Here is a 24,031-nt window from a genome sequence, read left to right on the forward strand (position 1 = left end):
ACTATGAAACAGGCAAGGATTTGGAAATATATAGCTTTCGCACTGCCTCTCAGTATACTGGCGGCAGCATGTAGCGATAGTTTTTTGGAAAGACCTCCGATTGATACACTCACGGATGGTATATATTATCAGACAGACGATGAAGTAATAATGGCAACCGCACCTTTGTATAACATTGTGTGGTTTGATTTTAATGATAAGACTTCGTTTGGTATTGGTGATGCGCGTGCCGGTAACATGCTCTCCAATGACTACGATGATTATTACAAGTTCGCGGTAAGTGCTACAGATGGACCATTGCTTAGCGCGTATGCTTCATTCTACAAGATCATTGCACAAAGCAACATGGTGATCGAGAACGTTAATCGCTATGCAACCAATGTCACGCCTGCTGTGAAAAATCATGCTATAGCAGAAGCGCGGTTCATGCGCGGACTTGCCTATACATATCTGACCAGCATCTGGAAGGAAGTGCCGATCATTTATGACAACCTCGCGATATTGAACGATACTACCATTCGCAGGAACTCTGTGGCGAGTATCTGGGAATTTGCTATCCGTGATTTCAGATATGCAGCAAAGAATCTTCCAACTACACCTATACTGGCCGGACGACTCACCAAATATTCTGCAGAAGGTATGCTTGCCCGCGCATTTCTGACACGCGCAGGTATAGGAGCGGGTGTAGGTTCACGCAATCAGACAGATCTTGATAGTGCTAAATATTATGCAAAGGATGTAATCATGAATAGCGGACTTACACTGATGGATAATTATAGTGATCTGTTTCTCAGCGCGAATAACAACGCGCAGAGTATAAATAATGAAACGCTGTTTGCATTGCTGTGGCTTCCGATACGTGAACCGTGGGGGGTGAACAACAGCTTTCAGGCTTATATGGCGTTTAGCCCGGAACTTATCGGTAACCAGGGCGATGGCTGGGGACGTGCGCATGGTGCTTCTGCAGATCTGGTAAAATACTACATGGCTAATCCGGATGACAGTCGCAGAAAACCAACATTTATGTTCAATGGCGATCGTTATTCTGAACTGAAGTACTTTGCGGACCCATCTGTAACGTATACTATAGATGACGTGGCAAATATCAAGAAGTATATTATCGGTGGACCGGATGACAATGGTGGAAATGGTCAATTCATGACCGCCTATATTAACACCTATATGATGCGCCTCGCAGAAGTATACCTGATCTATGCTGAAGCGGTTCTGGGAAATAGTTCGTCAACGTCTGATGCAGAAGCATTGAAATATGTGAACGAGATCCGCAAGCGTGCTGGATTGTCAGATCTTACCTTAGTTACGTTTATGGATATATTTAATGAGAAACGCATCGAACTCGCGATGGAAGGAAGGTACTGGCATGAACTTGTTCGCTTGTCATACTTCAACATGAATGGTGCAGATGGAACACTTGATATTATCAGTAAGCAGGACAAAGGTCCGTATACTATAAACTATATTGCCGGTACTGATAACCCGCGTCAGTATGAAGTTACATATCCCACGACAGACGGAGATGGTGCAGCCATTACGCGATTCTTCCCTGCTACGGAGGAAAATTTTTATTTCCCGTATCCGGATGCTGAATTGGTAAAGGCACCATCACTGAGAAAGTCGCCAGTGGATTTTGATTTTAGTGTGCTGTCAAACTAGTAGCATTAATATTCTTTTTAATTACGAATTACTATGAAGAGATATATAGTCAAAGTGGTTGCAACGGTATGCGTGGCTGCAGCCGCGCTGCTTTCGTGTGAAGACGATGAAGTAGCTTCGCCCGTGATTACCAATATCCGGGTTGTAGAAAAAGATAGTACTATTCTGGGGGCAGAATTCAATCAGACTATCGCAATACAGGGATCTAACCTTGGGTCAGTACGTGCTGTTATGTTCAATGATGTAACAGTTATACCGAGCCCGGTATATGTAACAGATAACAACATTATAATTTCTGTACCGGATACAGCTCCGAAGGAAGTCACTAACAAAGTAACGTTGGTGACGGCCAGTGGTGAAAAAGTAAGCGTGGACTTTAATGTAGTGTTACCCCCACCTGAAATAATCGGATTGGCCAATGAGTTTGGAATACCAGGTGAAGAGAATAAGGTATTGGGGAACTATTTCTTTCTGATCTCTAAAGTGCTGGTCGGATCAACCGAAGCGGAGATTGTTGGTTTCACCGATAGTGAAGTAACATTTGTTATGCCGCTGGATGCAACAACATCTACGGTTACTGTTGTAGGAGCAGGTGGTGAGTCTACATCTAACTTTCGTATACATGAAACAGAAGGAAGACTAATCAACTTCGATATACCGGCTACAGGTTGGGGCTCCGATGTTTGCTGGGGAGATGCAGAAAGAATAGATCCTGCTAATTCGGAACTGCCTGTAATTTCGGGCCGCTATACACGCATCAAACAAACAGATCTGCCGGCAACCGGGTATAATGGAAGCTGGGTATTTTCTACATGTTACTTTGATTTTGGTCTTCCAGCCGCATCACATGAAGACAAATATTTCAAAATGGAAGTTAATATTGTAGAGGCGTGGAAGGCTGGGTACTATGTAATTGATATTGGAATGGAAAACGGTGACCACTTTAAGTATAGATTCAAACCGTGGGACAATGATACCTATCGTACAACCGGTCTTAAAACGGATGGATGGAGAACATTCTATATTTCTTTGTCTGATTTCTATAAATATAATGGTGATACCCAAGCTGACCCGATTGTCAGGATAAGTGATATTTCTAAGATCAGAGATGTTCGTGTAGACTTCAGCAATGGCGCAACGGGCGCAAAAGTAATTGCATCTCACTATGTAGCGTTGGATAACTTAAGAATCGTAGATAAATGATGAAGTGTTAATTGGTTTAGCACTTGAAGAGGCTTGTCTTTCTTTGGAAGGACGGCCTCTTCTCACTTTAGACCTCTGACAAAACCATGATCGAACTAAATAGTAGTGTAATCTTTGTTAATTAACATTTTATACAAAGAATCGAAACATTCTAATACCTGATCAAATAATGTTATAGATTTGTTTTGCCTGTTGTTTGGAATGTGACTTCTGTTGAAGATTAACATTCTTGTGATATCGAAATAAGCATTGTTACATTATATATAGTTAATATAGTCCTAATCTACCTATCATGAAAAATAGTATTCTTTTACTATGCCTGTTGTTATCTGTAGTCAGGTGCCTGGCACAGGAAAATCAGTCAGTTGATCCTCTTACAGGCAAGCTAAGTATCAGTATTCCCCTTTTTACTGTATCGGATGGCGATGTAAGCGTACCGGGTGTACTGTTATATACTGCGAATGGCGTGCGTGTAAATGACGATGGCGGATGGGTTGGTCAGAACTGGGATATATCTGCTCAGTCATATGGGGTCACCCGTCAGATGCGAAGTTTACCGGACGACTACTCTGGAACAAGTCCCGACAATAGACGAGGCTGGTTAAGAAGTACAATTTCATTGCCTTCAAGTATTAGAAACTTTACCCCGTCAACGGACAACAACATTGCTACTTGTTCTGACGAACTGGCCAATTACAATTTCCTGAATACGATTGATTATGATCAGGATACGGAGCCAGATGTATTCTACGTAAATGCTCCAGGGTTATCTTTTCAGTTTTACTTTGATGAAAACAAGGTACCCCAAGTAGTTCCTTACCAGGATGTAATTGTAACCCCTAACACAGTAAGTGGAACAATTACTTCTTTCACAGTGACAGATAACAAAGGAGTCCAATACAAGTTTGATGAGTTGGAAACAATCACTCAATCAGTTAAAGCTGTCAATACGTATTATTTGGTGAGACGGTCAAAAATGCATTTCACTCCTGTGACCTATCACACAGGCTGGAAATTGACGAAAATGATATCACCGATTTATGGTACTATAGACTTTACATATAGGACAGTGAATTCGGTAGACAACAATCTGACTCCTGACAAAAATAAATTGAAGTACCTATACCCAGTAACATTTACAAATGCTACAGGGGCAAACGGTAAGTTAGAATATAACCGATCGTATACTTTCAAGATACCGCTAAAAATAAGCAGCCCAATAACAGAGGTCCAGTTTGTCTCATCAATTAATGACGGAACCGCTGTTGGACTGTTGAAAAGTATACAGGTATTTGATAAACGCGGTGGCACACTCCAGTCTTCGAAAACAATAACGTTGGAGTATAGTAATAACAATACGCGCTCGTTTTTACAAGTACTACTGGAGCACATTGGCAACTCAGCCCCACCAAATATATACTACCTTGAGTATTATGGTGGAGACCTTGCAAACGACCCGCCTTATCCAACCTATAATTCAACCTACAAGGACGACTGGAACTTTCATGCGTTAAGCTCAGGGCCCAACTTTATGCTATACCAGGAAACCGCAGTTCGAGGAAGCTTGAAACGAATCACTTATCCCCATAAAGCTTATTCAGTATTCTTTTACGAACCTCATGACTATATAAATGGTACTGTTAAGGTTGAAGGTGCCGGTATTCGGATTCGAAAAGTTGTATCATTCAACGGTATTTCGAAGGCGGCAGATATGATCAAGGAATATGAATATAAGACCTCTACAGGTGAAACGAGTGGAAAATTACAGCATAGACCCATGTATGCTATATCTGGTACAAGGGTTGATAAATACCTGGGAACAATAGGAGCGCGGTATCGAGACGTTCAATTAGCTAATCCCGGAGCAAGTGCATCCTTGTTGAGTGCTTATTTTACAGTTAAGGCGAGTGAAGAGATTTCGCATTCAGACCTGCTTGCGGGAAGCTCGGTAGCTTATGAACGTGTGGTAGAGAAGATAAAAGATGGCGGATATACTGTTTATGAATATGAATTATCTGCTTTCTACGGTGAAGCCACAGCCAACAATAATGAATGGGAAGCAAGTAGAGTATTAATAGCTCGTCAGCCTTCAGGAAATTCATTCTGTTTCGAAACAGGTCCACTTACTGAGGGAATAAATCAATATCCTTCTCCTCCAAACCCGAACTATAGTTTTGCAAGAGGTATGTTGAGGAGGGTGAGTGATTTTCGGGATGATGGCGTGGTCCGAAGACAAGTCGATTACGATTATCAACGAGTATACGGTACTACGGCTATTCGCAAAATTTACGGTTTGGCTTTGGAAGAGTTGCCGACTTATTATCATAACGGCTCTTCCTATGTTGACGGAAAAATGTTTGTATATAGTAAGTATGCTATTAATACGGATGTAATGACCGTATTAAAAAAGTCAAAAGAGACGTTTTTTGCCTCTTCAGATCTGACTAAGAAAATTGAGACATCAACAGAATACTTTTACAGTACAGGGAATCATCGTGAAATTGAGAAGATCGTTAGCACGAGTAGTGATCAAAGTCAAACAATAACACGTTTAAAATATGTAAAAGATTATTTCGCGTCTCCTACTACCGATCAACAAGCTACATCGCTGACAAACCTTGTAACCGCACACCGAACGGCATTACCGGTTGAAACTATATTGTCAAAAATGGACGGAAGTGTTGAGAAATATATTTCCGGAAATCTTAATTATTATCAGACAATCAGCGGCAAGGTATATCCACATAGACAGTATTCTTTTCAGTCTGTTGATGGAATAACGTCTTTTGTGCCGTCATTCTTTGATGGCAATAAATTTAATTTTGATCAGACGAACTATGTGCTGGTTAACACTTTTCTCAGTTTTGACAACTTCGGAAATGTGAAGGAAGCAGTTGGCCGAGATAAAGTTATTGTTTCAAATCGGTATGGCTATTCGGGCTCTTTGCCAGTGATTAAAGTAAATAATGCTCACACTAACGCATATATTTTTACAGATTTTGAAAGTTCTTTGATGGACGGAATATTCAGCCCCGGGTGGAGTGCTACCTATATAGAAGGAAGATTCGGTTCCAAAGCAGTTTTGTTACCTGTATGGGCATCCAACACTCCAAATTTTTTGGTAGGCGGTGCTACCAACTATAATGTACAGAGCTATATATTCTCCTGCTGGCTTAAGCCTTCCACCTCCGGAACTTTATCGATCACACTAAATGGGATTGTAGCAGCTTCGCTACCTTTTGCACCATCTACTACCTGGAAATACCATGCGGTGAGCGTTCCGGTTTCAGCGGGAATAGGCGACAATGCGTTTAGTGTAATGATCAAAACAAATACGGAAGTAAATATTGATGATGTTGTATTTTATCCTTCACATTCATCTTTCCAGACTACTACTTATGCTTTTCCCTATGGGCCTTCTATAAGTACAGATTCTCAAGGCAATACTTCCTATATATCCTATGATGGTGTTGGTAGAGTAAAGGCAGTTTACGATAGGGATGGAAATATTCTTAAAACGTACGAGTACAAACATAAACTATACTAAGGCCTATTTATATATGAAAACTTTTTATCGTTTCTTTTTTACAGGCCTTGCCTTGCTTCTTGCTAATTTTGGTTACTGTCAAACGCTGTCGAATAGTGGCGCGTCTGTGGTCTGCGGAAATGCTGCGGGTAGAATAACATTTAGTGGCAGTGGCGCGACTGTCATAAGGTGGGAAGAAGGTACGTTTAATGGTACCTTTACGGTTGAGAAAACTATCGTTACGACCAATTCGTACTATGACTACGTTGTTGTTGCGCCAAATTTAAAGGCCTTCAGAGCCTATTATCGAAATGCAAACGGATTGGCTTACACGGATGTAATAACGGTGTGGGCAAAACAGGAGGTAGGTGGCGGAGGTATTGGGACGCCCGATCCTACAAGCTATAACTTAATCAGCGGCACTGGTAGACTGTTCACTGGTGGTTTTTCACAAACTCCCTATTGGTCAAAGCGGACAGTCGATGGTAGTTGGACTGAACTCGGATACGGCACATCTTATACATATTCCGGACTTACTGAAACCACAATTTTTGGTGCATCTGGTGGTGGTCCAGGGACCTGTGGCAGTGCGGCAGCGACAATCACAATTACGGTTCACAAACCTGGTGTGTTATCAGGACCAACTAATCTTATCGAATCTATATATTGCCTGGAGGGAAACATTGCAACTCTCGTGTTAAAAGGAAATTCCGGAGCTATAATTAGATGGGAATATTCTGTTGACAATGGAGTAAACTGGAAGCAGGCTGCATGTACAGGGCAGGCATATAGCCACTTATTCACAGCAACCACGAAGTTCAGAGTGTTGGTAGATCAGGGACAATTCGGACAAGTATATTCCAATGAAATCGAAGTGCCGGTAAAACCTTATACTGAAGTTGTCTTGCCACAGGGAGGTACAGTCACAGGTGAAAATTATACCAGAGAGCAGTATATCATAACACGTGGCATTACAGACGTTGCAGCTGTTGATGGTTTGAGTGCCGAGCAGAAAAGGCAGTCAACAATATACTATGATGGTTGGAGCAGACCCATTCAGCAAAATATTCATAAAGGAAGCCCTTTGCAAAAAGATATTATATCGTTAACCGTATATGATACTCGTGGAATGCAGCCAGTTGAATATTTACCTTATACATCTGCTCTAAACGATGGTGATTTTAAAAACAATCCTATAAATGAACAGGCGGCTTTTTATGCAAATGGAACATCAGATAAGATTACAGACAGTACTTTTCCATTTGCCAAGTCAATAATTGAAAAATCACCGCTGGCATTGGTCACCGAGCAAGGTTCAGTAGGCCAACAATGGCAGCCGGGAGGTGAACACTCAACCTTACTAAGTTACTCTACTAATGACGTCAATGAAGTACGGTTGTTTAAACCTGACGGAACAAGTGCTGCCTTTTACAATGAAAATGAATTGTTAAAGGCTGAAGTGACCGATGAAGATGGTAAGAAGATACAGACTTTTACTGATAAAGCAGGCCGTACAATTCTTAAACGCGTACAACTTAATGAGACAGTCAGCGGAAGTCTCGTTCCCTGGCTTGAGACCTATAGTATATATAATTTCAAAGGTGAGTTGAAGTACCTGGTCTCTCCAAAAGGTATAGCGGCACTAAAGGCAAACACCTGGACACTTACACAGGCTATTAAAGATCAGTATTTCCATGAGTTTGTATACGACAATCTCGGAAGGCTTGTAGAAAAAAAGGTGCCGGGGCAGGCATGGGTATATTATTGTTACGACAGGCTCGACCGATTGGTGTTAATGCAGGATGGGAATATACGGAGTGCAAACAAATGGTTCTTTATTAAATATGATCGTGCAGGCCGGCTGGTGATGAAAGGCTTATACCAGAATACAACACATATTTCACGTACCGCTATACAGACAAATGTAGTTGATCCGTTGTATGCATTTGATACGGATAAATACTACGAAGTTCGTGGAACAGCGCTTCATGGTTATACAAATCAATCATTTCCAGTTTCGTCTACAGAAATTTTAACAGTAGATTATTACGACACTTACGATTTTGATTTTAATGGCAGCGATGACTATAGCTATACATCACAGGGCTTGGCAGGTGAGAATACACCCGCATCTACGGCTTTCGGACGAGCTACTGGTTCAAAATATATAGTCATGGGAGGGACCACATGGCTTTATAACTATATATTTTATGATATTGAAGGGCGTCCTATACAATTGCGGAATAACAATCACCTTTCAACAACTGTAGATAATCTAGCTACAGTAGTGTATGATTTTGAAGGCAAGAAAAAGATCAGTAAAAATTACCACAATGCAGGAAGTGGAAGAGTAACGACAGTCATTAATAAATTTGACTACGACCACATGGGGCGATTACTTCGGATATACCAGAATAACAATGGTGCGCCCACGGATCAGCTTGTTGTTCAATATGAATATAACGAGTTAGGACAACTGGTGGATAAGAAGCTTCACAATACTTCCGGTACTTCATTTTTGCAATCTATAGACTTGCGTTATAGTATTCAGGGTTGGCTTGCGTCTATTAACAATGCGCAACTTACAGCAGATGCCGTTAGCAATGATGAGACAAACGATTACTTCGGTATGGAACTGCTATATGAAAAAGTAGAAACCGGTTTAACAGCAGCTACTACTGTAAATTACAACGGTAACATCAGCGCCTTGAAATGGAAAGGCGTTGGCGCAGCCGCAGGAGCGGCTGATCAGAGAAGTTATAAGCACACGTACGACAAAGCCAATCGCCTCAAAACATCAATCTCTCAAATGAATACCGGGAGCGCATGGTCTAAGGAAGTTGGTTCCATTAGCGAAAACCTGACGTACGATCTGAATGGTAACGTAGCAACTTTGGCCCGAAATCAACGGAAGCATCAGTTGAGTGGTGTCACTGCATCCTATACCTATGAACTTATTGATAATCTCGCGTATCTTTATAATCCTGCTATGGGAGATCAGTTATTGCGGATTACAGATGCTACCGGCAATACAACAGGCTTCAGCAACGGTAGCAGCGGTACATCCAATGACTATACGTACGGTGCGATGGGAAGTCTGGTGTCTGACTTGAATAAGGGGATCAGCAATGTAGCCTACAACGCACTCGGTAAAGTATCGGTTGTTACCTTTAGTGATACCCGTAAAATTGAATATACCTATGATGCTGCGGGAACAAAACTCACAATGAAGACTTATGCCGCCGGAAGCTCGACTCCAACGGTAACAACAGACTATATTTCAGGGTTTGTCTATGAAAATGGTAATCTTAATTTCTTTGCTTCACCGGAAGGACGAGTAGTAAAGAATGGAAGTACGCTCGAGTATCAATATGCTATAGCAGATCACCTGGGAAATACACGTATAGTGTTCAGTTCTGTGAACCCTTCGAATCCACCGTCCAAAGCAACATTTGAGAACATAACAAACGATGCGAATGAATTCTCCAACATAAATTCAAGTTCAATGTATTGGGTTTCCAAATCAGCTGCGAACAATACGCCTTCAGGTCAATATGTTATCAGGATGAATAATAGCTATCAGGCCGGACCTGCGAAAAGTCTGAAAGTCTATCCCGGTGATGTGGTTGACATGGAGGTATGGTCGTACTTCGAAGGAGGCTCTGGTTTTGGTGGAACCAATCAACCGCTTACCGGTCTGATTACTTCAGTTGCTGGTGCATTTGGCGGAGTATCAGGTGCAACCGGAGAGAGCGGTTTAATATATAGTGGTGTTAATGCTGCTTATACGGCTTACGGTAGTCACGGCAATCTTGGTGATGCAAGACCTACAGCGTATTTAAACTATATATTACTCGATTGTAATTATAAATTGCTAGACATGGGATGGAAGCCTGTCCCTGAGAGTGCAAACATGGCCAAGCAAAGAGTATACTTTGACCCGATAAAAATTAAAGAGGCAGGCTTTATGTATGTATACCTGAGTTATGAGGGTGAAGGTACTAACTGGGTATATTTTGATGACTTGAAGGTTACGCAAACCAAGACCAACGTTATTCAGTATAACGAGTACTATCCGTATGGGCTTCAAACCAACATGAGTTGGACACGTGAAGATTCCAAGAATGATTTCCTTTACAACGCAGCATCCGAGTTGAACCAAACCAGCGGCTGGTACGAGATGTTCTATAGAAATTACGATCCTGTTATAGCAAGGTTCACAGGCGTTGATCCACTAGCGACCAAGTACGCTTCGCTAAGTGGCTACCATTATGCTTATGATAACCCAATACGATTTAATGATCCTTCAGGTGCAGCTGGTATACAACCTGGACCTCCGGAGGACTTATGGAAGCAAATGGCCTTTGCACAAGCGATGCAGGCTGGCTTGTATAGCGGTAACAACTTTTTTCAAGATCAAGGATGGTTTAATAATGTATATATATCATCAAATTCACCGATTATAACAGTTATAAAAACCAACGATCCATTTGACCTTATCTTTCGTGATGGTGTAGAGCAAGGGACAGGCCCAAAAAATTCTACTCAAGGCAATCCGAATGCCCTTTATTATGATAGTTATGAGGAGTATATGAAGCAGTATAGCCTGAACTATGGAGGAGGATATTCAAGTGTTGCTCAGCTTGGAAATCCAGATAAATCGAATTTTGCAGAAGAAATCTGGAATTCAGACGCTATGAGATGGATTGTACCTGATGTCCTTACGTTAGATGTTAATTACAGTACTGCATTGGGTATTGGAGCATCTGAAACCTACACTTTAAATCTAATAACGAGAGGAGAGGATGCAGGATTTCATAAAACCAGTACAATGCAATGGACCTATGGCGGACTATGGGGAGCCGGAATAAATGGTGGCTCAATGCATTATGATGGTCCTGTATCAACATTAAGCGTGAATTCCCTTCTGGGACCTACGCGAACTATTTCAGGAGAATTTATCGGGGGGGTAAATATTAATGCAGGTTATTCAGATTGGAGTGCCTCGCCAATGAAGCCATCTTTAACTGGCATTAGCGGTGGTTTGGGGATAACTGTTGGAGCCGGGTATTCTGTAGGAGAAACCAGAGTTGGCTGGCAGGCATTTAACTTTGATCCTAGAATTGTGAAATAAGACCTAATTTGGATGAGGAAAATTAAAAAGAAATTATTTAGGATTGTTCCTTTAATTCTAGGAGCATGGTTGGTTATTGGAACAATAATATTTATTGCTTACCCTGCATGGCTTGCGGACAAGGACTTTATAGATTTAAAATATAGATCGGTAATTCATCAAATCGAATATCGACCAGGTCATCGAGGTGCACCACATATTAAATTTGACTCAGCGTGGTATTTGTTGACAATTGATGAAATGTATATAGTTCCCTATATACAAGTCGGTGATTCTATAGTGAAGGAAAAAGGAGTCAGAGAAGTGAAGGTTTATCGAAGAGGAATAGATGGTCGATTTATGTTGAAAACGGATATTGATTAAGTATAAATCAATTATTTTTTTACTAAACGACTAAGGTTTTCGTTATAAGATTAAATTTTTCGTTATTGATTTAAACATGCAAAAGCGAATACTCTTATCATTTTTTATTATTGCTACCCTACAGGTACAATGCCAGCAAAAAGATAAATTCCCCGCAGACGTCATCCGTCTTAATCAAATCGGTTATTACCCGGAGGCTCCTAAATCTGCGGTGGTAATTGGCGATAAGGCTACGGAGTTTTATATCGTGGCAAAGGGCACTGGTAAAGAAGTATACCGGGGGAAGTTGAGCGAAGTGCGAAAATCGATTTTCTCGGATAAGAAAACACGGATTGCAGATTTCTCTGAAGTGAAAACAGCGGGTACCTATACCGTTGTGGTACCTTCGGTGGGGGAGTCGTATACCTTTGAGATTAAACAAAATGTACACGATGCGGCTGCACGTGCTTCGATAAAGGGATTTTACTATCAGCGGTTATCAACAGCATTACCGGAACAGTATGCAGGCAAATGGCATAGACCGCTTTCGCACCCGGATAATAAAGTACAGATTCACCCATCCGCTGCATCTGCGGGGCGTCCTGCCGGGGCGACTATATCTTCTTCGAAGGGATGGCTGGATGCAGGGGATTATAACAAATATATAGTGAACAGTGGCATTACAATGGGTACGCTGCTCTCCGCTTATGAGGATTTTCCGGTATATTTTGATTCTCTGAATTTAAATATACCCGAAAGCGGAAATGCTATACCCGACTTGCTGGATGAAGCACTGTGGAATCTCCGCTGGATGTTAACGATGCAAGATCCTGCTGATGGTGGTGTCTATCATAAACTCACCAATGAGAAATTTGATGGTATGATTATGCCGCACCTGGCAACACGTCCGCGATATGTAGTACAAAAAGGTACCGCTGCAACATTAGACTTTGCAGCGGTAACAGCGCAGGCAGCGCGCGTGTTTAAAAAATTTGAACATCAGCTTCCGGGATTTTCTGATTCTTGTCTCACGGCTGCTACACGGGCATGGCAGTGGGCTGTTAAAAATTCAACTATAGTATACGATCAGGACGCTATGAACAAAACCTTTGATCCGGATGTAACTACGGGCGGTTACGGTGATGGTAACTTTGCTGATGAGTTTACATGGGCTGCGGCTGAATTATATGCTTCCACACAGGACGGACAATATCTCGACAAAGTTGAAGTGCTGGCAGATCATAATCTTCCGCTGCCATCATGGGGCGGAGTGCATTTGCTGGGATACTATACCATGATTCGTTTTGAGACATCGCTGCCGGAAGCTGCTCAGGCAAAGGTAACGTTGATGAAGCAGGGTGTTGTGCGCTTTGCCGATGTCCTGATTAACGGTGTGGATACACGCGCATTCAATACCGTAATGGGTGGTTCTGCCAAAGACTATATCTGGGGGAGCAGCGCGGTGGCGGCCAACCAGGGTATAGAATTGATACAGGCTTATAAGGTTACCGGTGACAAGAAGTACCTGAACTATGCGTTGTCCAATCTGGATTTTCTATTGGGAAAAAATGGTACAGGTTATTCTTTCCTCACCGGCTATGGTAAAAAGACACCGATGCATCCGCACCATCGTCCTTCCATTGCCGATGGTATTGCAGAGCCGGTTCCGGGTTTACTGGCAGGCGGACCGAACCCGGGCATGCAGGATAAATGCCGGTATCCTTCTTCGGTAGCCGATGAAGCCTATACCGATAATGACTGTTCTTACGCCTCTAATGAAATTGCTATTAATTGGAATGCTCCTTTCGTGTATCTTGTATGCGCGCAAGAGGCACTGCAACCCCGGGTTGCTACATCCAATTAAGAACAAGTATGAAGAGACACCTATTCGTTATAGCACAACTCTGCTGGTTGTCAGTAGTTGTACAGGCCCAAAGTAAACCTGACTCTGTTACATTTTTCACTTCGTTTGACGGTGTTAAGATACACTACGAAGTAAAAGGCTTTGGTGACCCCGTTATACTCATACATGGATTTATAGTAGATGGTGAATCGTGGAAGCGCACGGCACTATACAACGATCTGCTGGTAGCGGGGTTCAAAGTAATTACACTCGACCAGCGCGGCAATGGTTTGTCTGATAAGCCTCACAAACCTGAAGCGTATGAGAAAGATGCCGAGGCCCGCGATATTATGGAACTTGCTGATAAGCTTGGCATCAAGAAATATAGCGTTGTCGGGTATTCGCGTGGATCTATTATAGCATCGCGACTTCTTGTTTTTGATCCGCGTATAGAGCGTACGGTGTTGGGTGGTATGGGAGCAGACTTTACAAATCCTGCGTGGCCTCGCAGAGAAATGTTTTACAAGGCCCTGATGGGAGAAAATATTCCTGAACTTGCCAATGCAGTGCAGTATGTAAAACAACAAAAGCTTGATCAGCTTGCATTAGCCTATCTTCAAAAGGCGCAGCCTTCTACCAGTGTTGAAGAGTTGTCGCGAATTAATAAACCGGTGCTTGTACTTTGTGGTGATCGCGATGAAGACAATGGTTCATCGGAGAAACTTGCATCCCTGGTACCGCAGGCACTGTATAAACGTGTACCGGGCGATCATAACAACACAGCTCGTTCACAACCGTTCTCCGACCAGGTAGTAACCTTTCTCAAAAAGAAATAATCTATATACACGATGGTACGATTTACCTTTACTGTACTGGCTATAGTATGCAGTACACATTTATGGGCGCAGGTAAAAACAACAGAAACGCAACGTCATTATCTCTCGGGTAAAGACAAAGATCATACCGCACGCTGGGATTTTTTCTGTACTGCCGGTAACAATTCAGGTAAGTGGACAACCATTCCGGTGCCATCTAACTGGGAACTACAGGGTTTCGGAGAATATACCTACGGACGTGGCCAAAAGAAGATCGGTGAGCAAGGACTCTATAAATATACCTTTCCTGCAGCGAAAGAGTGGAAAGGTAAAAAGATATTCCTCGTGTTTGAAGGTTCCATGACTGACACCGAAGTAAAGGTCAACGGTAAGGCTGCAGGCCCGATACACCAGGGAGGGTTTTATCAATTCCGATACGATGTTTCTGCATTGGTAAAACCCGGCACTGATAATTTACTGGAAGTGAAGGTGAGCAAACTATCGGCCAATGAGTCGGTACGAAAGGCAGAATCTGAAGGCGACTTCTGGGCGTTGGGTGGTATATATAGGCCGGTATACCTGGAAATAAAACCAACCGCCTACATAGAGCGTGTCGCGATCGATGCGAAGGCGGATGGGAAATTTACCATGGATATTATAGCGGGTAATATTTCAGCAGGCCATACCGCTCATGTGCAAATAAAGGATTTACAAGGTGCCGAGATAGGAACTATATCTTCCGGAAAATTTCTGAAGGAACAAGGTAAGTTTGCAGTATCCCGATCATTTCAGAATATAAAAGCATGGAACCCGGAGTCACCGAATTTGTACGAAGCCATTGTCTCCTTGCGTGATAAGAAAGGAGAGGTGCACACGCTGTGCCAGCGTTTCGGTTTTCGAACGGTGGAGGTTCGAAAGCATGATGGTATATATGTAAATGGCAAGCGTGTTATTTTCAAAGGCGTAAACCGTCATAGTTTCTGGCCGGAGAGCGGACGTACGCTGAGTAAATCGATCAGTCTGCTGGACATTAACCTGATCAAAGACATGAACATGAATGCTGTGCGCATGTCGCATTACCCGCCCGATCAGCACTTTCTCGATGCCTGTGATTCACTTGGTTTATTTGTGCTCGATGAACTTACCGGCTGGCAAGCGAAGTATGATACTGAAGCAGGGAGAAAGCTGGTGAAGGAATTGGTCGTACGCGATGTTAATCACCCCAGTATTGTGTTATGGGCAAATGGTAATGAAGGCGGGTGGAACACGGAACTTGATGATGATTTTCCGAAGTATGATATACAGCAGCGTTTTGTATACCATCCATGGGAAAAATTCAGAGGCACGGATACAAAACATTACCCAGACTATAATTATGTAACCAACTCGGTTTTATATGGAAACGAGATATACTTTCCTACGGAATTCATGCACGGCTTATACGATGGCGGCCACGCAGCCGGACTGGATGATTTCTGGGATGCCATGCTTTCGCACCCGTATGGAGCCGGAGGATTTCTCTGGGCGTTTCATGACGAAGGCATCGTACGTCACGACCGAAGCGATAGCATTGATACCTATAAGAACAATGCTCCCGATGGTATCGTAGGTCCGCATCGTGAAAAGGAGGGAAGTTTTTTTACAATAAAGGAAATCTGGTCACCGGTATATATAGGGATGAAGTCGTTGCCTGTTGCTTTCGATGGCACAATCCCGGTTACCAATCGCTATATCTATACTGATCTTGGCCAATGCACATTTCAATGGCGTTTAGTATCGTTCCCTTCGGCGTTTGATGCGAGTATATCAGCGCATACTGATGCGTCCGGTAAAGCAACCTTACCTGCACTTGCTCCGGGTGCCAGTGGATTTTTAAACCTGACGTTGCCGCAAGACTGGAAGAACAGTGATGCATTATACCTTACGGCTATCGATCCGCATCAGCGTGAAATATATACCTGGTCCTGGCCGGTAAAATCTCCGGCAGAAGTTTATTCAACATTACCGGCTCCGCCTCCAACGGCTTCACCGCAGGTACAGGAAGCGGCATCAACGTTGACAGTATCGCTAGATGGTATCCAGTATATATTTGATAAAACAACCGGTTATCTCACGAAAGTAATTACACCGGTCTCCACGGTGTCACTTTCAGATGGTCCCGTACAGGCTGGAGTCAATCATACCTTAAAGAAATTCACGCACCGGAAGGAAGATGATCGGTATATAGTAGAGCCGGTGTACGAAGGTGAATCGTTCTTTTGGGTAAAATGGATTTTTACTTCCGGCAAGCCTGTCAAGTTAGAGTATATGTATTCGGTAAAAGGCGAAGCAGATTTTATGGGTATATCATTCCGTTACCCGGAAGCTAATGTTACCGGTATGAAGTGGCTGGGCCGCGGTCCGTATCGTGTGTGGAAGAACCGACAGAAAGGAACGCCCTTTGGTGTGTGGGAGAAAAAGTATAACAATACCATTACCGGTGAAAGCTGGGAGTATCCGGAGTTTAAAGGATATCATGCGAATCTGTACTGGGTACAAGTACAAACCAAAGAGGCTCCTTTTACGATATATACCGAAGATGAGAATATATACTTGCAGATGTTAAAGCCACTTCCACCGAAAGGTGCCTACAACGACTACACGAGTCCTGCATTCCCCAAAGGAGACATAAGTTTTTTACAAGCCATCGCACCGATTGGTACTAAATTTCAGGACGCCAGACTGATGGGACCGCAGAGCCAGAAGAACATTATGCTGAATTATACGCCCATAAGCGGAACGCTTTGGTTTGATTTTGGACATTGAAAATTAACCGCATGAAAATATATAGTATAATTCTATTCTTACTCATCAGCTGTGCAGTACAGGCGCAGACCAATACCGAAGTATACCTCTTCTCATACTTCAAAGGAAATGGTGAAGACGGATTGCACCTGGCCTATAGCGATGATGGTTATCGCTGGCAGTCGCTTCGCCACGACAGTTCCTTCCTGAAACCAACTGCCGGTAAAGACAAACTGATGCGCGACCCGTGCATTGTCCAGTCACCGGATGGTACATTTCACATGGTGTGGACTGTGAGTTGGAATGAAAGGGGCATCGGTTATGCGCATTCCAAAGATCTGATCCATTGGTCAGAACAGCAATATATACCGGTAATGGAACATGAGCAGGATGCCCGCAACTGCTGGGCACCGGAGATTTTTTATGATGCAGCCAGTAAGCAGTTCATGATATACTGGGCCACCACGATCACCGGCCGTTATCCGGAGACACAAAGTGCAAAGGAGGACTTCTATAATCACCGCATGTATTATGTTACTACAAAAGATTTTAAAACGTTCAGTAAGACCGCGTTGCTATATAACAAGGACTTTAACGTGATTGATGCAACCATTCACTTCATTGATAAGAAGTATGTGATGTTTTTGAAAGATGAGACAGTGGAGCCTGCGCAGAAAAACATTCGCGTGGCAACGAGTAACTATCTGATGAAGGATTATTCAAAACCAGGCAAGCCGATTACCGGTAACTATTGGGCGGAAGGTCCTACCAGTATCAGGATCAAAGATCAATGGATCGTATATTTTGATAAGTACCGCGATCACCAGATGGGTGCCGTTGCTTCATCAGACCTGGTAAATTGGACAGATATATCTGATAAAGTAAAATTCCCGGAAGGCGTGCGCCATGGAACAGTCTTCAAAGTGTCGAAGGTCGTGTTTGACAAGTTGAAATAAATATATACTTGTCAGCCGTATAAATAAAGGAGGCTACCTCTATGGAGATAGCCTCTTTTTATTTTGGATGAGTATATATTACCCTTCTACTTCTTTGATAACAATTTTCTCCATTACATCGCCCTGGCGGATCTGATCGATCACATCAAGACCTTCGTATACTTTTCCGAATACAGTATGGTTACGATCGAGATGCGCTGTGTTCTGGCGGCTGTGGCAAATGAAAAATTGTGAGCCTCCTGTATTTCTTCCGGCATGTGCCATGGAAAGAACACCGCGATCATGATATTGATTGTCGCCTGTCAGTTCACAGTCAATTTTATAACCCGGGCCACCATTACCAATGCCGTTAGGACAACCACCCTGAATAACGAAATTCGGAATTACACGGTGAAACGTGAGTCCATCATAGAATCCTTTTTCTGATAGTGTAATAAAGTTTTTAACAGTGTTTGGGGCATCCTTCTCAAAGAACTTGATCTTCATCACGCCTTTTTTTGTATGGATCTCTGCTATTTTCATAGTTGAAATTTAGTTAATTGGCCGCAAGATAATAAAATAGTTTATTCAGCCATTTCCTGCGAAGACGGTGATTCTTTTTCCAGGATACATGAAAAATGTGATCCTCTTTTTTTGTGTCGTGTTCGGCATCATTAACAAACGTCAAAAAAAAAATCTTTTCTACTTTTTTAGTGCTTGTTGATTTCAATATACTGATGAACAAGTACGTGAATTCACGGAGACGAATCTTTGTGATAAGACATACAAACTCCAACACTTTTTCATAAATCCATATAAATCTTACAGCGATGCTGTTCATACCGTTAACATAATATCTGTTTGTATTGATTGTAGATTTTTGTGCTGCTATATATCAGGTAAATTCTAGTTAGCTATATATAGTAAAAATAGTAATATATACATTGGAACCGGTATCACTGTAAACTATAGAATAAGAATTACTCATGCTGGCAACGTGGATTGATAAAACGATTTTAACAATACAATTTAATTTTTGAATAATGGAAATGAAAGAACTTGTAAAATTGTCAGAGAAAGGAAAATGCTATTTAACCATTAGCACACTGGGCAACGTAATGTTGATGAAATGGGAAGGACTGACTCCGGAAGAAATTTTCAAAAAAGGTATCGATAAAATTGAAGAGCTTTTGTTTGCTCATAAACCAGCATGTTGTTTATATGACTTAACCACGCATGCAGGAATAAGCCCGGGTTCACAGAAATATGCGGCAGACGCAGTATCAAATTATGTAAAGAAAGAATTCACTGTAGCACATAGCAATAAAAAATTCCGGCAGGTATTTATAGTACCAAATGATATTTTTGTTTCGGTGAGCGCAAAAGGATATAAAAACAAACTGGATGGAGACATGGAAACCATCTTTACAAATAGCATAACAGAGGCGCATCAATTAGTAGAACTGAAGTAATCTTAATTAGAGACTAAAGCCAAGATCTGGTCTCTTAAGATATTCGGTGACCGAGCTGTAAAGTACAAGGAAAGTAAGGTCGAAAATTTTTTGTGACTTTCCATCGGAATATATATCTAATGTAAAGGTGATATACTAATCATTAACTGAAGTACGGGAAACATGCAAAACTATTTTGAAACTGAATTTATTGTTATCGGGTATAGTAAAGTAAATCACGCTGTAGTGGCAACCTGGAAGACTCCACCTACGTCCGATGAATTCAGGGTTGGAATGGATAATATGCTTCAGGGTATGATTGATTTTAAAACCGGTAAGATAGTAGCCGACACTATATATATGGGGGCTGTTCATCCCGATGATCAGGCGTGGGCAGCTTCACATTGGTATAATCGTGCAGAAAAAGCTGGCTTTTCTCACAATGCCATTATAGTGCCTTCGGATCTCTTTACAGAGATGTCAGTAGAAGGTATTCTGAACCAGGTGCAAGATAATGTTGCCGTCATTGCCTATTTTCCAAGCAAGGAGGAAGCCATCGCGTGGATCGATCGATTTTAGCATAGCACTGCAACGACTGTTAAAATAAAGAAGGAATTGAAATTTGCATCAATTCCTTTTTTATTTGCACAACGATGGCTACATGCGTAACACACAAAAAATGTTATCTCAGCAAAGAGATTGCAGAGGATGTGCTGATTGAAGCACAGACTACATACGACTATGCTGCGGGTAGCGGGCCGGTAGCCGTTTATTTGTGTGATGATTGTGGCTACTACCACCTTACTTCGCGCGGACCAATGAACGAAAAACTGAGCCAGTATCTGGCCGATGGAAAAATCCAGCGACAGAAAGAAGCCAATCGGTGGCTTGACAAATTCAAGCGTAAGTAGACCTCGTAATATTTTCATTTCATTACGTATACCTTCATTCATCTTTCGATTACTTTGGCAATTGAGTACCTTTAAAAGGTCTGTCAGACAGAGATGTTGATATACTGCTGTAAGGAATAATTATCACTTGAAGTGATACAGTTATGGATGAGAACAAGATCATGCGGATTCTGCGCGAAGCGAATGGTTATAATCAGGAGTATATAGCTTCTGAATTAGGTATAAATCATGGCGCAAAAAGGTATTTTTGTTTCTGGAAGCCGTTAAAAGATGAAAACCAAACAGTATTTATTACGATTGAGCCACGGATATGCCGAGGAACATGTTTCAGCACACCTGAGTATTTCAAAAGAAGAATACCAGCGGCTAGAGGTCGGTGAAAAGAAACTTACCTCTGATCAGGCGAAATTGCTGGGTAATTTATATAACCTCGATCCTCAATACTTTTTGGCAGATGATTATTCAGTCGTCAATCATAATATAGGAACACACAGTCACAGTGGTCCGATTCATATTTACAATAGCAATCACGGTCTGAAAGAATTGATTGATAAATTACTTGGAGAGCGTGATGCACTCAGTAAAGAGATAACATCCCTGAAATCAAAATCGAAGGATTAAGCTAATTTTCAGGCGTAAGTAGAACTATTTTCCTTCGGGAAAAATCATTCCAGGTGGGTGATAACAATTTCAGGTGTTGTTATCGTTCTTTTAATATACCAACCCCCACCGCTATGATCCGGAATTATCTGCTCATCGCCCTCCGCAATTTTAAGCGACAAAAGCTTTTTGCTGCCTTAAACATGTTTGGACTTGCACTTGGTCTCGCCTGCGCCATTCTTATATTCCTATATATCAGTGACGAGTTACAGTATGACACCATGCATCCGTATGCTGCCGATACCTATCGTATCGGGTGTACATTTACCAATGCCGATGGACAGGAGTTTGATAATACCGTGGCACCCGGTTATTGGATAAAGCAACTGAAGGAAACGCGCAGTGAAGTTATACAGGGCGTACGCATCGATTATATAGGTTACCCGACTTCCTTTCATCACAAGGCAAACGATAAAATTATACTTACGGAAGAAGTGCGTTGGGCAGAACCCGGCTTTGATAAAGTACTGGCATTTGAAATGCTGCAGGGAAGCCGGGAGAAAATGTTTGAGAACTATAATACGCTGGTGGTTAGCGAAACGGGTGCGCGTAAATTATTTGATACCGCAGACCCGATCGGAGAGGTTGTAACCGTAAAACACAACTGGGCTACCGATGGTAAAGCGATTGATGTGGTGGTTACAGGTATATATAAAGACTTTCCTTCCAACTCACACTTTAAGCCGAACTATATATTAAACGTGAATGCCCTGCGAAATGTGCGTCCGAATTTTGATGCCTATATGGAGGGAACCACATTTCGGGATAGCGAATTCTTTGAAAGCTATATTGTTCTTAAACACAACGCAGATATAGCACCGCTGGAGAAAGATTTGCAGCAGTGGGCGAACCAGATGGCGCAGGCGGATTCCGGTTTTGTTGCCGGTGGCTGGAAGTTGAAACCATTCCTGGCGAAAATGTCGGCACTGCATTTTGATCAGAAAAATTTATGGGAGAATGGTATACGGGGTGATAAGAAATATCTGGCGATCTTCAGTTCGGTAGCTATACTTATTCTCATCATTGCGTGTATAAACTATATGAACCTGGCAACGGCCCGTTCGACACGCAGGGCGAAAGAAGTAGGACTTCGTAAATCGTTGGGCAGTAAGCGCAGGGAAATAGCGTGGCAGTTTTTCAGTGAATCGGTGTTGATGACGTTCGGTGCATTTATACTCGCGCTGCTTTTGGTGATTATATTTCTGCAACCCTTCAATCAACTCGCACATAAATCATTTACCATCGCTTCGTTGCTCAATCCCTATATGTTGTTGATCGTTGTCGCCATTGTACTGTTCATGGCGTTTGTCTCGGGAAGTTACCCGGCTCTGTATTTATCTGCATTCAAGCCGGTGGAGGTATTGAAAGGTAAAGTAGTGAAAGGTATAGGAGCAGAGTTATTCCGGAAAGGACTTGTTACCATTCAGTATACTGTCTCGTTGGTATTGATCATCTCAACCTTTGTGGTTATCCGGCAGATGGAGCACATGCAGCATACCAAACTCAATGAGCAGGGCAGTCAGTTACTATCGATACGCTATGGCGGCACAGCACCGCAGAACAAGTTTGAGGCGTTCAAGCAACTGGTATTACAGGACAAAGATATAGAGCATGTAACGATGGCCAATCATTTACCTCGACTCAATTACTTTGGCTGGATCGGAACAACACTCAAGTTCCCGCAGATAGAAGATAAAAATTTCCAGTGGAATCAACTTAACGTTGAGTTTGATTTTGCCAAAACATACCAGCTTGAATTTATAGCGGGTCGCGATTTTGAGACAGGTAATCTGGCAGACTCGAATGCATTGATCCTGAACGAAGCTGCTGTAAAAGCACTGAAGCAACCCATCGAAAAATTACTCGGCACCTCCGTAATTGAAGTGAACGACAACAATAACGCGGGCAACCGTTCTTTCAAAGTGATTGGTGTTGTAAAAGATTTTCCATTCCGCTCCATGCACCAGGCCATCGAACCGTTGGTGTTAAATCCGCATGTACACTTTATTGATCGCATTGCCTATATAAAATTACCTCCGGGAAATTTCCAGGAGAAAATCCGATCGATCGAAAAAAAATGGAAAGAGATTTTTCCCGGTGTAGGTTTTGACTACTGGTTTTTAAGCGATGAGTTTAACCGAATGTACCTGGCAGAGCGAAGAGTATCATCGCTTGCGAAAAGTTTTGCTGTGCTGGCGATCATCATTACAGCACTGGGCGTATTTGGACTTGCTTCCTATACCGCTGAGCAGAAAACAAAAGAAGTGGGTATACGAAAAGTATTGGGTGCAGCCGTGCAACAGGTAGTTGTTATGTTTGTATGGATCTTCATGAAGATATTTCTCATAGCAGCGATCATTGCCATTCCTGTAGCATACTTCCTGGCAGATCGCTGGTTGAATGACTTTGCATATCGCTCGGTGATCAGTCCGCTGATTTTCTTACTAAGTCTTGTAGGGCTGCTAGCCATCACGTTGCTAACGGTTGGTTACGAGACATGGAAAGCCGCGCGTGCTAACCCCGTGAACTCGTTGCGAAGTGAGTGATGGCATAACACTATAGTATATAGTCCACCAACACGGTTTTTATATATAGTATATTTCAATAAGGTCATAATGACACTTGTTTGATTTGGACACGTGAGCGTATATAATTGAGATAATTGTTGTAACGTATGATGATTGTTAGTTGACTGATTTTCAGGCACCGTGTGTGCTGTGCGGACCAATCTCTCCTAAAAATTTTCCGTGCTC

At 42.3% G+C, this 24,031-nt stretch carries 15 protein-coding genes; 14 read left to right on the forward strand and 1 reads right to left on the reverse strand.

What is annotated here, in order from left to right:
* Nucleotides 1-3: 3 nt before the first annotated feature.
* From ACFQ21_RS30385 to ACFQ21_RS30425, 9 genes are all read left to right on the forward strand, one after another.
* Nucleotides 4-1,674 carry a RagB/SusD family nutrient uptake outer membrane protein gene (locus ACFQ21_RS30385; RefSeq protein WP_377586605.1) on the forward strand — a complete coding sequence of 557 codons (1,671 nt, stop codon included), beginning with the start codon at nucleotides 4-6 and terminating at the stop codon, nucleotides 1,672-1,674.
* A gap of 33 nt (nucleotides 1,675-1,707) precedes the next feature.
* Complete coding sequence (locus tag ACFQ21_RS30390) at nucleotides 1,708-2,877, forward strand: glycan-binding surface protein (protein ID WP_377586608.1); 1,170 nt, start codon at nucleotides 1,708-1,710, stop codon at nucleotides 2,875-2,877.
* A 292-nt stretch (nucleotides 2,878-3,169) separates the two neighbouring features.
* Nucleotides 3,170-6,424, forward strand: a complete 3,255-nt coding sequence (locus ACFQ21_RS30395) for a hypothetical protein (protein ID WP_377586610.1) — start codon at nucleotides 3,170-3,172, stop codon at nucleotides 6,422-6,424.
* Between the two features lie 13 nt (nucleotides 6,425-6,437).
* Entirely contained in the window at nucleotides 6,438-11,537 is a 5,100-nt protein-coding gene (locus ACFQ21_RS30400; RefSeq protein ID WP_377586612.1) for a DUF6443 domain-containing protein, read from the forward strand.
* Nucleotides 11,538-11,549: 12 nt separating this feature from the next.
* Nucleotides 11,550-11,900 (forward strand): hypothetical protein, encoded by a 351-nt coding sequence (locus tag ACFQ21_RS30405; RefSeq protein ID WP_377586614.1) that lies wholly within the window; start codon nucleotides 11,550-11,552, stop codon nucleotides 11,898-11,900.
* Nucleotides 11,901-11,976: 76 nt separating this feature from the next.
* Entirely contained in the window at nucleotides 11,977-13,743 is a 1,767-nt protein-coding gene (locus ACFQ21_RS30410) for a glycoside hydrolase family 9 protein (RefSeq protein WP_377586616.1), read from the forward strand.
* 8 nt (nucleotides 13,744-13,751) lie between these two features.
* Nucleotides 13,752-14,558, forward strand: coding sequence for an alpha/beta fold hydrolase (locus ACFQ21_RS30415; RefSeq protein WP_377586618.1), 807 nt, complete (start codon nucleotides 13,752-13,754; stop codon nucleotides 14,556-14,558).
* Between the two features lie 12 nt (nucleotides 14,559-14,570).
* Entirely contained in the window at nucleotides 14,571-17,342 is a 2,772-nt protein-coding gene (locus ACFQ21_RS30420; RefSeq protein ID WP_377586620.1) for a glycoside hydrolase family 2 protein, read from the forward strand.
* 11 nt (nucleotides 17,343-17,353) lie between these two features.
* Nucleotides 17,354-18,277, forward strand: a complete 924-nt coding sequence (locus ACFQ21_RS30425; RefSeq protein ID WP_377586622.1) for a glycoside hydrolase family 43 protein — start codon at nucleotides 17,354-17,356, stop codon at nucleotides 18,275-18,277.
* Nucleotides 18,278-18,355: 78 nt separating this feature from the next.
* Here the strand turns inward: ACFQ21_RS30425 and ACFQ21_RS30430 are convergent, their stop codons facing one another.
* Nucleotides 18,356-18,799 carry a peptidylprolyl isomerase gene (locus ACFQ21_RS30430; protein WP_377586624.1) on the reverse strand — a complete coding sequence of 148 codons (444 nt, stop codon included), beginning with the start codon at nucleotides 18,797-18,799 and terminating at the stop codon, nucleotides 18,356-18,358.
* Nucleotides 18,800-19,305: 506 nt separating this feature from the next.
* On the opposite strand from ACFQ21_RS30430, the gene ACFQ21_RS30435 reads away from it, so the two are divergent.
* The 5 genes from ACFQ21_RS30435 (at nucleotide 19,306) to ACFQ21_RS30455 (ending at nucleotide 23,824) form a co-directional block, all read left to right on the forward strand.
* Nucleotides 19,306-19,728: a hypothetical protein gene (locus ACFQ21_RS30435; RefSeq protein WP_377586626.1), complete on the forward strand. Its 423-nt coding sequence runs from the start codon at nucleotides 19,306-19,308 to the stop codon at nucleotides 19,726-19,728.
* 162 nt (nucleotides 19,729-19,890) lie between these two features.
* Nucleotides 19,891-20,286 carry a hypothetical protein gene (locus ACFQ21_RS30440; RefSeq protein ID WP_377586628.1) on the forward strand — a complete coding sequence of 132 codons (396 nt, stop codon included), beginning with the start codon at nucleotides 19,891-19,893 and terminating at the stop codon, nucleotides 20,284-20,286.
* A 74-nt stretch (nucleotides 20,287-20,360) separates the two neighbouring features.
* Nucleotides 20,361-20,618, forward strand: coding sequence for a hypothetical protein (locus ACFQ21_RS30445; RefSeq protein ID WP_377586630.1), 258 nt, complete (start codon nucleotides 20,361-20,363; stop codon nucleotides 20,616-20,618).
* A 270-nt stretch (nucleotides 20,619-20,888) separates the two neighbouring features.
* A complete protein-coding gene (locus tag ACFQ21_RS30450; protein WP_377586632.1) occupies nucleotides 20,889-21,239 on the forward strand; it encodes a hypothetical protein in 351 nt (116 codons plus the stop codon).
* A gap of 113 nt (nucleotides 21,240-21,352) precedes the next feature.
* Complete coding sequence (locus ACFQ21_RS30455; protein ID WP_377586634.1) at nucleotides 21,353-23,824, forward strand: ABC transporter permease; 2,472 nt, start codon at nucleotides 21,353-21,355, stop codon at nucleotides 23,822-23,824.
* Nucleotides 23,825-24,031 lie beyond the last annotated feature (207 nt).

Source organism: Ohtaekwangia kribbensis, from assembly GCF_042676245.1.
Lineage (GTDB): Bacteria > Bacteroidota > Bacteroidia > Cytophagales > Cyclobacteriaceae > Ohtaekwangia > Ohtaekwangia kribbensis.

What these genes read in the sequence shown, in the direction of transcription:
- ACFQ21_RS30390 (WP_377586608.1), top strand. Translation starts at nt 1,708, where the DNA reads ATGAAGAGATATATAGTCAAAGTGGTTGCAACGGTATGCGTGGCTGCA.
- ACFQ21_RS30440 (WP_377586628.1), top strand. Translation starts at nt 19,891, where the DNA reads ATGCAAAACTATTTTGAAACTGAATTTATTGTTATCGGGTATAGTAAA.
- ACFQ21_RS30415 (WP_377586618.1), top strand. Translation starts at nt 13,752, where the DNA reads ATGAAGAGACACCTATTCGTTATAGCACAACTCTGCTGGTTGTCAGTA.
- ACFQ21_RS30385 (WP_377586605.1), top strand. Translation starts at nt 4, where the DNA reads ATGAAACAGGCAAGGATTTGGAAATATATAGCTTTCGCACTGCCTCTC.
- ACFQ21_RS30410 (WP_377586616.1), top strand. Translation starts at nt 11,977, where the DNA reads ATGCAAAAGCGAATACTCTTATCATTTTTTATTATTGCTACCCTACAG.
- ACFQ21_RS30455 (WP_377586634.1), top strand. Translation starts at nt 21,353, where the DNA reads ATGATCCGGAATTATCTGCTCATCGCCCTCCGCAATTTTAAGCGACAA.
- ACFQ21_RS30425 (WP_377586622.1), top strand. Translation starts at nt 17,354, where the DNA reads ATGAAAATATATAGTATAATTCTATTCTTACTCATCAGCTGTGCAGTA.
- ACFQ21_RS30450 (WP_377586632.1), top strand. Translation starts at nt 20,889, where the DNA reads ATGAAAACCAAACAGTATTTATTACGATTGAGCCACGGATATGCCGAG.
- ACFQ21_RS30395 (WP_377586610.1), top strand. Translation starts at nt 3,170, where the DNA reads ATGAAAAATAGTATTCTTTTACTATGCCTGTTGTTATCTGTAGTCAGG.
- ACFQ21_RS30430 (WP_377586624.1), bottom strand. Translation starts at nt 18,799, where the DNA reads ATGAAAATAGCAGAGATCCATACAAAAAAAGGCGTGATGAAGATCAAG.
- ACFQ21_RS30420 (WP_377586620.1), top strand. Translation starts at nt 14,571, where the DNA reads ATGGTACGATTTACCTTTACTGTACTGGCTATAGTATGCAGTACACAT.
- ACFQ21_RS30445 (WP_377586630.1), top strand. Translation starts at nt 20,361, where the DNA reads ATGGCTACATGCGTAACACACAAAAAATGTTATCTCAGCAAAGAGATT.
- ACFQ21_RS30405 (WP_377586614.1), top strand. Translation starts at nt 11,550, where the DNA reads ATGAGGAAAATTAAAAAGAAATTATTTAGGATTGTTCCTTTAATTCTA.
- ACFQ21_RS30400 (WP_377586612.1), top strand. Translation starts at nt 6,438, where the DNA reads ATGAAAACTTTTTATCGTTTCTTTTTTACAGGCCTTGCCTTGCTTCTT.
- ACFQ21_RS30435 (WP_377586626.1), top strand. Translation starts at nt 19,306, where the DNA reads ATGAAAGAACTTGTAAAATTGTCAGAGAAAGGAAAATGCTATTTAACC.